Here is an 11,932-nt window from a genome sequence, read left to right as displayed (position 1 = left end):
ATGTGTTTTATTTAATACGTTATGTATTTTATGTAAAGCAAGAAATAAATTGTCAGATGTTCCTAATGAGATATCTTATTTTGCAAGAAACAAAACTTTTTCATGCTCGATATCATCGATTACCTTAGATCATCTTTCTATGTAAGAATCATTACTCTTTACTTGGAAACGAATTTTTATCATATTTTATCATATCAAGATATCTAGTTTATGATATTAATTTAAGCGCTACGCCTTAAAGTGGCACTACATTTCATAAACAGGAAAAAAATCATATATTTTACTACTTTGTAGAAAAAATTTCATAGCAAATACATGACTGATTGATTGTATTGAACTGACATAAAAATTTTCAAACCTATATACTATTTGAGCTATTTTTTATAATAATATTCGGAGTATTTAGACCTTTTTAACCAAATGTATGCCATGCTCGAATAAAGTTTCGAATCTATCCTCCGTATCTCAAATGGCAAATTACATAAATGAAGAAAAAGAGGTGTAAATATGAAACATTTTATTTGGTTTCGTTTTTTTGTACTCTTATCATGTATATTAATGACAGGAGGGCTTCTATTTGGGTCTCTTTCCTTTTCACATTCGCAAACACTCAATCAAGATTTAGGTCCTAGTGGTTTACCACTTCCACGATTTGCTTCGATAAAATCTGCTCGTGTTAATATGCGTGTTGGGCCAGGAAATAATTATTCTATTATCTTTACTTATCAAAAGCAGGGACTCCCTATTGAAATTATCCAAGAATATGATCAATGGCGCAAAGTTCGTGATGCAGAAGGAGATGAAGGATGGATTTACCAATCACTCTTATCAGGAAAACGAACTGCAATAACTATTCCGTGGCAAAAGGACAAAACACACAGACTCATGTTACGTAAAAATCCAGGAGATAATGAGAAAATTGTAGCAGAAATAGAACCTAATATCATCGGTACTATTCGCCAATGTAATGGAATCTGGTGTGAATTAGACATCCGTAACGCTCGTGGCTGGCTTTATCAAACCCAATTATGGGGAATTTATCCTGACGAAAAAATTAAAAATTAAAAAAGCTTAAACTATCAGCATTTTATTTTTATTCTTCATACAATCCTTGAAGTCCGTAAAATTAAATAGAACTCTTTGTAGAACTCTTTGGCCTTAAACGAATGATTAAATCGACATGTGAAATTTCCATATCGTTTGGTGGTTGAGGGAGATTTTCAATGATAGGAGAACCTTCCAAATTACAAGGAATATCAAGAATACGATTTTCACCCTCAACATAGAAATGATAGTGATTAGATGTATTCGTATCAAACCAAGTTTTCGAACCTTCTACAGCAATAATCCGTAATAAACCTGCTTCTGTAAACTGATGAAGAGTATTATAAACTGTCGCCAAAGACACAGGCACACCGGACCTAACTGCCTCTTCATATAACTCCTCAGCAGTCACATGGCAATCACCTTGAAAAAAAATCATATTAGCCAGTTCTAATCGTTGGCGCGTTGGCCGCAAACCATTTTTACGCAAACGCTCTTTTAACTCAGATAACGAATGGCAATTCACAACTTCCTTACGATTTTCGATAAATCGTTCTTTTTTATTCAATCTCAAGTCATCAGTACTCATCTAGGATATTATAAATCTTCCTACATGCATATGCAAGTTTGGTTTGCAATTTAAACACAATGAAAAAACAAGATAATAAATATTTTAAATGATAATCCTTTGTAATAAGAAACATAAAAAACTTTTTTCACCATAAATAATATAAATCATTTCCCTCTCCTGAAAATTTGCTCTAAAAGTAGATTAGGATAGAGGCATAAAAAAGAAATATGGAAATAACAATGGCTGAACAAAAGTCTCATTACACTTATGAAGAGCTTTTAAGCTGCGCTCGCGGCGAAATGTTTGGTAAAGGTAATGCACAATTACCTGCACCTCCAATGTTAATGATTCACCGAATCACTCAAATCAGTGAAACTGGTGGAGAATATAACAAAGGAGTAGTTTGTGCTGAATTTGACATTACTCCAAACTTATGGTTTTTTGATTGTCATTTCATCAACGATCCTGTTATGCCAGGGTGTCTTGGTTTAGATGGTATGTGGCAATTGACGGGTTTTTTTCTTGGATGGTTAGGTGAACTAGGAAAAGGACGTGCTATTTCAACAGGAGAAGTAAAATTATCAGGCATGGTAACTCCGCAAACTAAATTGCTTCAATATGAAATAAATTTTAAACGTATTCGACGTGGACATTTGGTTTTAGGAATAGCAGATGGATGGTTAAAAGCAGATGGAGAAACAATCTATAAAGCCAATGATTTACGTGTCGCTTTGTTTAAAGAAAGTTAGACATTCTTTCAACAAGTTAAAGGTATTTTATTACTCTATAGGAAACAAGGAGGTATGAATGCATCGAGTTGTTGTAACCGGAATGGGTATTATCTCCGCAATTGGAAATGAGCTTCAAACTGTTTTAACGAGTTTATATGAAGCAAAATCAGGAGTTTGCTACGCACCCAAGCACGCTGAATTAGGTTTCCGGAGTAGAGTCTATGCTAAACCGAATATTAACATAGAAGAATTTGTTGATCGGCGAGCCATGCGTTTCCATGGCTATGGAACAGCGTGGAATCAGATTGCTATGGATAGAGCAATTGCTGACGCAGGTTTAGAACCTAATGAAGTATCAAATGAATATACTGGTATTATTATGGGCTCTGGAGGACCATCAACTCGATCAATTGTTGAAGCTGCTGATCTTACACGCCAAAAAGGTCCAAAGCGCGTTGGACCTTTTGTTGTCCCCAAAGCAATGAGTTCTACAGCTTCAGCAACTCTCGCAACCTTTTTTAAAATTAAAGGGATCAATTATTCAATTTCCTCAGCTTGTGCTACATCCAATCATTGTATTGGAAATGCTTATGAGATGATACAATACGGTAAGCAAAATCGCATCTTTGCAGGTGGTTGCGAAGATTTGGATTGGACATTATCTGTTTTATTTGATGCTATGGGTGCTATGTCCAGCAAATATAATAATACACCAGAAACAGCTTCACGTGCCTATGATATTAATCGTGATGGATTTGTCATTGCTGGTGGAGCTGGTGTTTTGGTTCTTGAAGAACTGGAATTAGCTAAAGCACGTGGTGCTAAAATTTATGGCGAGATTGTTGGTTATGGTGCTACATCCGATGGTCATGATATGGTCTCTCCATCTGGTGAAGGAGCAGAAAGATGTATGCGTATGGCTCTTGCAACCATAAAAAATAAAATTGATTATATTAATCCTCACGCAACAGCAACAATTGTTGGTGATTCCTCTGAAATAGATGCAATTCGTCGTATTTTTGGAGGAGGAGACCAATGTCCCCCCATCTCCGCCACAAAATCTTTAACTGGGCATTCTTTAGGTGCAGCAGGTGTTCAAGAAGCAATTTATACACTGTTGATGATGAATCACAATTTTATTTGTGAAAGTGCTCATATTGAAGAACTTGATCCAGCTTTTTCCGATATGCCAATTGTTCGTAAACGTCTCGATAACCAAAAACTTAATACCGTATTATCAAATACTTTTGGCTTTGGTGGTACCAATGCAACGCTTGTTTTCCAACGCTATACATAAGCAGGAACTCTTAGTGTATTGAAACTAGCATAGTCTATGGAGAATAATATGAAAGGTTTGATGAAGGGCAAACGAGGTCTTATTATGGGAATTGCAAATGACCATTCGATTGCTTGGGGTATTGCTTGTCAATTAGCAAATGCAGGAGCTGAGCTGGCTCTTACATATCAAGGAGAAGCTTTTGGAAAACGCGTCCAGCCACTAGCAGAAAAGCTTGGTTGTAAATTACTACTAGAATGTGACGTTGAAAAAGTTGAAAGTATCAATCGTGCATTTGAATATCTTGAAAAAGAGTGGGAAACTATTGATTTTGTTGTCCATGCTATTGGTTTCTCAGATAAAACGCAATTAAAGGGGCGTTATGTTGATGTTACAACACGTGAAAATTTTAATCGTACAATGGTTATTTCAGCATATTCCTTTACTGAAATTGCTCAACGCGCAGGTAAACTCATGCCTAATGGTGGTGCATTATTAACACTCACTTATGGAGCTTCACAGAGAGTTGTTCCTAATTACAATGTCATGGGTATAGCTAAAGCAGCTTTAGAAGCTATGGTGCGTTATTTAGCGACAGATTTTGGGCCTCAAAATATTCGTGTTAATGCAATTTCAGCTGGACCTATTCGGACATTAGCTGGTAATGGCATTGCATCTGCACGAGCAATCTTCTCATACCAACGCCGTAATGCACCTCTACGTCGTACTGTAAATATTAATGAAATTGGAAATGCGGCTCTTTACTTACTCTCCGATTTATCATCAGGTGTTACAGGTGAAATTCATTATGTCGATTCAGGCTATAACGTCTTGTCTATGCCAACACTTGAAGAACTAAAACAAAGCGAAGAAGCTCAAGAAAATAAAAACTCACACAACGAAAAATAGTAGCAACGTCTATTGTAAAAAACTATAAAGTTGAAAAGTACCTTAAACTTTAAAAATGTATTTAACACCCCTTAATAACCAAAAAGCCACGTTATAAGCTTTAAAATTAAAAGGCTCTATCTTCACAATAACAGTTTTAACAATTGATTACTGATTTTCTTCTCTTCAAAAAAGTTGCTTTATTGATCTGATATCTCAGAAGGCTGTTCTATTGTTTCTGGAGTTTGTTCAATCGTCTCGAAAGTGTTAGAGGGCTGCTCTATTGTTTCTGGTACACTCTCAATTGTTTCTGGTACATTAATGGATTTTTCTTCTAATATATTTGTATTGATATCTGGTCCAACAATACGCCCCGAACCGCCCATCATATTATAATTCAAATGAGATATAGCCCACCAAGTACCACCGATGATAATGAAAACACACATAGCTGTAAACAATAAAGCTGTTAGATTCCATCTGGCATCTGGACCAGAATTCAAATGCAAAAAGAAAACAATTTGTACAATAATTTGTATAAGTGCCATCCCAATAAGATAAATAACCTTTGTACTAATAGCCCAACTATCTAATAATCCATACATTACAGGAATAAAAGAACCTAAAGTAAAAAGAACAGCTAAAATAAAGCCAACTAGATAAGAACCAATACTTGGCTCATGATTTTTATCATACACGCTCATTACAGTGCTCCTAACAAATAAACCATGGTGAAGACACCAACCCAAACAATATCAAGTAAATGCCAGAAAATTGAGAGACATGTTAAACGTGTTTTATTATCCTGATCCAAACCACTACGACGCAGATGAAAAAACATTACAACCATCCACAATAAACCGACACTCACATGAAGACCATGGGTACCAACCAACGCAAAAAATGCTGACCAATAAGCAGATAGAACATTTCGCCCAAAAGATTTTATGCCTGTTGTAGGATCAACACCAGCATAAGCATTAGGATCGTAATAGAACACCTCATTCAGCAGTTCATAAAATTCATAAATTTCCATTCCAACAAAGCATAATCCAAACGCGAAGGTAATTGCCATCCAAACGCGTAGCTTAGCAAGAGATCCCTTATGAGCATACACCATAACAAACCCATAAGTAATTGACGATAATAATAAAATTGCTGTTTCAACCAAAACAAAGTTTAAATTAATAAACTCATTACCAGCTTTACCTCCTCCATAAGAAGCAGAAAATACAGCAAAACTCGAAAACAATGTTGAGAACAAAATTAAATCTGAAAGAATGTAAACCCAAAATCCAAATATCATTATTGAACTACTATGATGATCATGATGATGTTCGTCCGTGCATACATGATTCATTGTTGTCGCACTCATACTTTTACCCCTTGTTTTTCTAAAACAGCTGTGAAGATATCTTCTGTTTTTTGCACCTCTTCGGCTGAAATATAATAACCATGATGATCACCCATTAATGAATGATAAATAATCGTTGTAACAAATCCAACTAATCCTAAAATAACCAACCACCAAATATGCCAAACAAGAGCAAAGCCAACAATTAATGAGAAAAAGCCTGCAATAATTCCAGCTGATGTATTTGAAGGCATATGGATCTTTGCAAACCCACTTGTCGGACGCTGATAACCTCTCTTTTTCATATCCCAATAGGCATCCTCACTCTGCACTTCTGGAATAACTGCAAAATTATAAGAAGGAGGAGGAGAAGAAATAGACCACTCAAGTGTTCGTGCGTCTCCCCAAGGATCATTTGATGTTACCGGCAAACGCCCTTTATGCTTAATACCATACCAAATTGCTAAAAGCATTTGTAATACAAAACAAAGTATACCAAGAAGAATAATAAAAGCACCTACTGCAGCAACCATAAACATCGGCTGCCAACCTGGCTCAATATAATGCTGAAGACGACGCGTAGCACCCATTAATCCAAGGAGATAAACTGGAAAGAAAGCAAGGTAAAAACCAATAAACCAGCACCAAAAAGATGCAATACCTAATATACGATTTGGTTTAATGCCAAAAACTTTTGGAAACCAAAAGGCTAACCCAGCTAAATAAGCAAAAACAACACCTCCAATAATCGTATGATGGAAGTGAGCAACTAAAAATAAAGAATTATGAAACTGCCAATCAGCAGGAACAATCGACATCAAAACACCGGTTAATCCGCCACCAACAAACGTAAAAATCATTCCCATGCACCAAAGCATTGGAGGTTCGAAACGAATCCGCCCCTTATACATAGTCAATAACCAATTAAAGACTTTAACACCCGTCGGAACTGCTATGATCATCGTAGCAATACCAAAGAAAGTGTTCACAGCTTCACCTCCTCCCATTGTAAAGAAGTGATGCCCCCAAACAAGAAGCGAAAGAACCAAGATCACTACAATTGCCCATATCATTGAGGCATAACCAAAAAGGCGCTTTGAAGAAAATGTTGAGACGATTTCCGAAACAATTCCAAAGGCAGGCACAACTAAAACATAAACCTCTGGATGACCAAAAACCCAAACATAATTAATCCACACCATTGGGTTCCCACCAGCAACATTAGTAAAAAAATTCATGCCTAAATAACGGTCAGCTGCCAAGAGTACAAACGCAACAGCTAAAACAGGATAAATAACTAAAATAAGAATGTTACTAACAAAAGCAGACCAACAAAAAACAGGCATTTTCATCATCGTCATTCCAGGAGCACGCATTTTGATAATGGTTGCCACAAAATTGACTGATCCCATCGTTGTTGCAATACCAGAAAGCTGAAGAGACCATAAATAATAATCCACTCCTGTATCTGGACTATTTTGCAATTCTGAGAAAGGTGGATACATTAACCAACCACCACGACCAAAATTACCAATACCAAGTGATATATTAATTAATACTGCTGCCGCAACTGTGATCCAAAATCCTAGATTATTCGCAAATGGAAATGCAACATCACGGGCACCAATCTGAAGTGGTATAAGATAATTGAAAAGACCAAATAAAATTGGTGTAGCCATGAAGAAAATCATAATCACACCATGTGCTGAAAAAATCTGATCAAAATGCTCAGGAGGTAAATAACCTGCTGCTTCACTTCCAAACGCTAAAGCCTGATGTGTTCGCATCATAATTGCATCAGCAAAACCACGAACAAGCATAATAATGCCGAGAATGATGTACATAATACCAATTCGTTTATGATCAACAGTCGTAATCCAATTTTGCCAAAGAACTTTCCACCAACCAAGTACTGTTAAAGCAATAATAACAGCTAAACCGCCCAAAATAATTGCAATACACGTATAAAGAACAATTGGCTCATGTGCAAGTGCATGAAAAGCAGCTGCTGTAGGATCTGTAAGTCTTCCAAACATTTTCTATCCTATACAAATTTAATTCTAATTGAAAAGAATCCTTATTTAAAAATGGTTTCTTTCTCGATTAACTATTTCCTAAATAGCACTTGGATCAAAAACTGAACAAAGTGTACCCCAAAGCGTCTGAGCAGCAGCCCGCTTCATTAAATCTTCATTACAGATGACATTTTCACCAACACACCGATTGACAATACGATAATAAAGCTGTTTTTCAACAGGAGCGAAATAACGCACTTCAGCGTCTTTCTCTTTCGCAGCAATATCACCCATAAGAGGAGAAACAGAAAGTTGACGATAAGATAAACGATCAAGCTTTTGACCATTTGCCCGAACTTTAGCAACCCAATTATCGAAATCATTCAATGGTACAGAATGCCATTTAAAACGCATATTTGCAAAACCATCACCACTATAATTTGCTGAGCTGCCATTGAATACACCTTGTTTATCAGCCATTAAATGTAATTTAGCATTCATCTGTGGCATAGCATAAATAACTGTACCAAGTTTTGGCACCCAGAACGCATTAACTGAGCTCTCTGATGTTATTTGCAATAATACTTGACGACCTTGTGGTGCATAAATTTCATTAACCGATGCAATACCATATTCAGGATAAATAAATAACCACTTCCAATCTAGTGCGACAACATCCACTTGCAAAGGCTTTTCTTCACCAACAACATCCGTAGGAAGAGCATTTGAGGGTTCAAGCTTATAAGTGTAATGCGCTGTTAATAGCCCTAAAACCATTACAATAATAACTGGAATGCCCCACATAAAAGCTTCAATTTTATTTGAGTGTCCCCAATCCGGTAAATAATCTTCTGTTGTTTTCGAAGCACGATATTTTATAGCTAAAAAAACCACTGCAATCATTACTGGAATTACAACGCATAACATAACAACAACACATAAAATAATTAAAATAAGCTGTTGGCGCGCAACATATCCCGCAGGCTGAAGAACATCAACTTTACAACTAGATAAAAGCAATGCCATCCATAAAACCGCGAGTATCTTTATTTGTTGAATAAAGTCTCTCATTCCTATCTTCCCCGTACATGCCCCCTAGCAGTTCTCATTAATATACAACAATAATGTCTCTTAAATGTATCTTATTTATTCAAACAAAAATTATCAAGCAAATTTATTGCCATTAACCAGTTTTAGCCTTTAAACTATATTAAAATGCTTATCAATATATTTAAATATAAGCTAATATCCTTCACAACAGCATCCAACAATAACCCCATTTATTGCTGTAAAAATAATGAACTTTTCCCATTAATTCTAGTGAGTTCTAAAAATATTTTTAATACATCAAAAACTGCAAAAGACGTATAACTATAAGCAATTGAATTGATAATCAATCTGACACTCACTTCAATGACTGTTTATATCCAATCTACGAGTTGATTTGCACAATTACTTTGATAATTTGATAAGAAGTGTAATGTTATTATAAATCCTACTGCTCGATCTTTACATGATCTTTCACTATCTTCTAAAGTCGCAGTGCTATAAATTTCTAGCTCATGTGTACTAAAAAGTTTAAATTAGGATCATTCAAAACCATTATAATCGTAGATATGATGAGCCTTTTATTTCAATTATTTGCTCATAAAAAGTTATTAATACATTGCTTATTGCAATAAAACACCATTTTCAATTTCAAAAAACTCTGCCCGTCCTTTTAAAGAGTCAAATAAAATATGATCTGTCCCTGTCATAAATGCTTGCCCACCTAAATCATCAAGAATATCAAATAAAGCAGCGCGTCGGTGAGAATCAAAATGAGCAGCTATTTCATCGAGAAGGAAAATAGGCGTCATATTAGATATCATACTTGTTAAACGTGCATGACACAAAACTAAGCCTGTTAATAAAGCTTTTTGTTCACCAGTTGAACATAATGTCGCATTCATATTTTTATCTGCGTAAAAAACTTGTAAATCTGTACGGTGTGGACCTTCTAATGTCCGGCCAGCAACACAGTCTATAGCACGATTGTTACGCAATCGATTCAAAAATTGCTCTTCAACTTCAATAGCAGACATTTCTCTAAGCGCTTTTTCTAAAAAACCATCAACTTGTAAAAAAGCTCTTGGAAAAGGTACACAAGAAGAAACTTGCGCAAACGTATCATTTAAAAGCTGAATAACATCAACCCGCGCTGCTGCAATGGCTGTTGCAAGTTCAGCCATTTGAACCTCTAAAGCATCTAACCAAACACGATCATTATTTCCATCTAAAAATAAACGATTCCGTGCACGCATAACTCTGTCATAATCAGCTATACGACGGCCATGCAAAGAATCAATAGATAAAACCATACGATCTAAAAAACGACGTCGATCAAGTGCAGGCCCTATAAAAAGCCCATCCATAGAAGGTGTCAATATACTAATATGGCAATAGTCCATTAAGCAATCACTTGCTTCATTCACACCATTAATATGTACTTTTCTACCACCATCATTAACTTCTAAAGCTGTACCAATATTTGCTTCACCATAAAGTGCACACTGAAGACGCGCAAATACAACAAACCCTGTACCACTTCCCTCAGAATAACTGATATCAGAATAAGCCGCACGCCGCAAACCACGACCAGGAGAAAGAAAAGACAGTGCTTCTAAAAGATTGGTTTTGCCAGCACCATTACGACCTGTAAAAACGACATGATGACCTAATAAATGAAGAACTAAAGAACAATAATTACGATAATTTTCTAATTTCAGTTGTCTAACAGCCACTTTATGTATATGGCCAATACTGCTTCGCAAAACGCATTATCCTTAAACACGAACAGGCATCAGCACATAAAGCGCATTTGTATCACCATTTCCACGAATCAATGTTGGCGCCGCAGAATCAGCAAACATACAAATCATTTCATCACTTGAAAGTTGTGCTGCAATATCCAATAGATATCTTGAATTGAAACCTATCTCAAGGGGATCAAATACATAATCCGCAACCAATTGATCTTTTGCACTCCCTGAATCAGGATTGTTCACTACAAGTTTTACAATCCCTTTTTCAATCGTCAATTTTACTGCACGCCCACGATCGCTTGAAATTGTTGAGACACGATCAACTGCAGCAGAAAAATCTTGCCGATTGATAATCAACTTTTTATCATTTCCTAATGGAATAACACGTTGATATTCTGGAAATACTCCATCAATTAGCTTTGATGTTAAAATCACAGACCCAACAGAAAAACGAATCTTTGTATCTGAAAGCTCTATACACACATCGTTATCGGCTTCTTCCCCAAGAAGTTTTTGCAACTCTCCCACAGTTTTACGAGGAATGATAACACCTGGCATGCCATCAGCTCCCGAAGGTGCTTCTATATCAACCTGTGCTAAACGATGACCATCAGTAGAAACCAAACGCAACTTCAAAATATCATCATAAATGACATGAAAATAAATACCATTCAGGTAGTAACGTGTCTCTTCAGTAGACATAGCAAACTGCGTACAATCAAGTAAATATTTCAATCTTGATGCTAACAAAGAGAAGCGACAACTAAACTGACCTGGAAGTGATTCCGGAAAATCTACCTTAGGAAGACACTGCAACTGAAAATTAGTACAACCAGATGTAATAGACATAGTACTTGCCTGATTTTCATTAACGTCTAAAATAACATCACTATCATCAGGAAGTTTGCGAACAATATCATAAAGCAAATGTGCTGGAACAGTTATTGCCCCGGCTTGTTCAAGATTGACTGAAGAAGTTTCTATGATTTCTAGATCGAGATCTGTTGCTTTTAATTGCATCCTTCCATCACTTGTATCTATCAATACATTTGATAAAATAGGAATAGTATTACGACGCTCCACAATACGGTGAACACGACTAAGAGATTTGAGCAGCTGACTGCGACCAATTGTAACGCGCATAAAAATCCCTGTTTATAACTTATTATCCAAAATAACTATAGGAATCCGATAAACCAAAAGCAATCAATTGACTTACAATTGCCATATGCTCAAATTTTAATAAACT

The 11,932-nt window shown here is 36.0% G+C and carries 11 protein-coding genes; 4 read left to right on the top strand and 7 right to left on the bottom strand.

Going from position 1 to position 11,932, the window contains the following annotated elements; translation table 11 throughout:
* The first annotated feature begins 507 nt into the window (after positions 1-507).
* Entirely contained in the window at positions 508-1,065 is a 558-nt protein-coding gene (locus Bho11B_RS01740) for an SH3 domain-containing protein (protein ID WP_035005556.1), read from the top strand.
* Between the two features lie 61 nt (positions 1,066-1,126).
* On the opposite strand, the gene irrA is transcribed toward Bho11B_RS01740, so the two are convergent.
* Positions 1,127-1,633: an iron response transcriptional regulator IrrA gene (gene irrA, locus Bho11B_RS01735; RefSeq protein WP_172802084.1), complete on the bottom strand. Its 507-nt coding sequence runs from the start codon at positions 1,631-1,633 to the stop codon at positions 1,127-1,129.
* Between the two features lie 221 nt (positions 1,634-1,854).
* Here irrA and fabA point away from each other — a divergent pair, with 221 nt between their 5' ends.
* Genes fabA through fabI form a run of 3 tightly spaced genes read left to right on the top strand, consistent with a single transcriptional unit; the run spans position 1,855 to position 4,531 of the window.
* On the top strand, positions 1,855-2,364 hold the full coding sequence (gene fabA / locus Bho11B_RS01730) for a 3-hydroxyacyl-[acyl-carrier-protein] dehydratase FabA (protein WP_035005555.1): 510 nt from the start codon (positions 1,855-1,857) through the stop codon (positions 2,362-2,364).
* A 58-nt stretch (positions 2,365-2,422) separates the two neighbouring features.
* On the top strand, positions 2,423-3,643 hold the full coding sequence (gene fabB / locus Bho11B_RS01725) for a beta-ketoacyl-ACP synthase I (protein ID WP_035005554.1): 1,221 nt from the start codon (positions 2,423-2,425) through the stop codon (positions 3,641-3,643).
* Between the two features lie 48 nt (positions 3,644-3,691).
* Positions 3,692-4,531, top strand: coding sequence for an enoyl-ACP reductase FabI (gene fabI / locus Bho11B_RS01720; RefSeq protein WP_078673500.1), 840 nt, complete (start codon positions 3,692-3,694; stop codon positions 4,529-4,531).
* Between the two features lie 179 nt (positions 4,532-4,710).
* Here fabI and cyoD read toward each other — a convergent pair whose 3' ends face one another.
* The 6 genes from cyoD to dnaN all read right to left on the bottom strand — a co-directional run bounded on the left by cyoD (position 4,711) and on the right by dnaN (position 11,826).
* Positions 4,711-5,214 (bottom strand): cytochrome o ubiquinol oxidase subunit IV, encoded by a 504-nt coding sequence (gene cyoD, locus Bho11B_RS01715; RefSeq protein ID WP_035005551.1) that lies wholly within the window; start codon positions 5,212-5,214, stop codon positions 4,711-4,713.
* The gene (locus Bho11B_RS01710; protein WP_078673499.1) at positions 5,214-5,885 is read right to left on the bottom strand and encodes a cytochrome (ubi)quinol oxidase subunit III; all 672 of its coding nucleotides are present in this window, start codon (positions 5,883-5,885) and stop codon (positions 5,214-5,216) included. The genes cyoD and Bho11B_RS01710 overlap by 1 nt, the downstream gene beginning before the upstream one ends.
* On the bottom strand, positions 5,882-7,900 hold the full coding sequence (cyoB, locus tag Bho11B_RS01705) for a cytochrome o ubiquinol oxidase subunit I (protein ID WP_035005547.1): 2,019 nt from the start codon (positions 7,898-7,900) through the stop codon (positions 5,882-5,884). Before cyoB ends, Bho11B_RS01710 begins: the two co-directional genes overlap by 4 nt.
* Positions 7,901-7,978: 78 nt before the next feature.
* Complete coding sequence (gene cyoA, locus Bho11B_RS01700; protein ID WP_035005544.1) at positions 7,979-8,950, bottom strand: ubiquinol oxidase subunit II; 972 nt, start codon at positions 8,948-8,950, stop codon at positions 7,979-7,981.
* Between the two features lie 599 nt (positions 8,951-9,549).
* A complete protein-coding gene (gene recF, locus Bho11B_RS01690; protein ID WP_078673498.1) occupies positions 9,550-10,692 on the bottom strand; it encodes a DNA replication/repair protein RecF in 1,143 nt (380 codons plus the stop codon).
* Between the two features lie 12 nt (positions 10,693-10,704).
* Positions 10,705-11,826 (bottom strand): DNA polymerase III subunit beta, encoded by a 1,122-nt coding sequence (dnaN, locus tag Bho11B_RS01685; protein WP_078673497.1) that lies wholly within the window; start codon positions 11,824-11,826, stop codon positions 10,705-10,707.
* Positions 11,827-11,932: the final 106 nt, after the last annotated feature.

The sequence above is a fragment of the Bartonella sp. 11B genome, from assembly GCF_002022625.1.
In the GTDB taxonomy this organism is placed as follows: Bacteria; Pseudomonadota; Alphaproteobacteria; order Rhizobiales; family Rhizobiaceae; genus Bartonella; species Bartonella rochalimae.
The sequence above is the reverse complement of the archived record's forward strand: the minus strand, read 5'-3'. Positions and strand labels throughout refer to the sequence as shown.

Excerpts from the sequence above, each read along its gene's own strand:
- Bho11B_RS01740 (WP_035005556.1), top strand. The coding sequence starts at position 508 with ATGAAACATTTTATTTGGTTTCGTTTTTTTGTACTCTTATCATGTATA.
- irrA (WP_172802084.1), bottom strand. The coding sequence starts at position 1,633 with ATGAGTACTGATGACTTGAGATTGAATAAAAAAGAACGATTTATCGAA.
- fabA (WP_035005555.1), top strand. The coding sequence starts at position 1,855 with ATGGCTGAACAAAAGTCTCATTACACTTATGAAGAGCTTTTAAGCTGC.
- fabB (WP_035005554.1), top strand. The coding sequence starts at position 2,423 with ATGCATCGAGTTGTTGTAACCGGAATGGGTATTATCTCCGCAATTGGA.
- fabI (WP_078673500.1), top strand. The coding sequence starts at position 3,692 with ATGAAAGGTTTGATGAAGGGCAAACGAGGTCTTATTATGGGAATTGCA.
- cyoD (WP_035005551.1), bottom strand. The coding sequence starts at position 5,214 with ATGAGCGTGTATGATAAAAATCATGAGCCAAGTATTGGTTCTTATCTA.
- Bho11B_RS01710 (WP_078673499.1), bottom strand. The coding sequence starts at position 5,885 with ATGAGTGCGACAACAATGAATCATGTATGCACGGACGAACATCATCAT.
- cyoB (WP_035005547.1), bottom strand. The coding sequence starts at position 7,900 with ATGTTTGGAAGACTTACAGATCCTACAGCAGCTGCTTTTCATGCACTT.
- cyoA (WP_035005544.1), bottom strand. The coding sequence starts at position 8,950 with ATGAGAGACTTTATTCAACAAATAAAGATACTCGCGGTTTTATGGATG.
- dnaN (WP_078673497.1), bottom strand. The coding sequence starts at position 11,826 with ATGCGCGTTACAATTGGTCGCAGTCAGCTGCTCAAATCTCTTAGTCGT.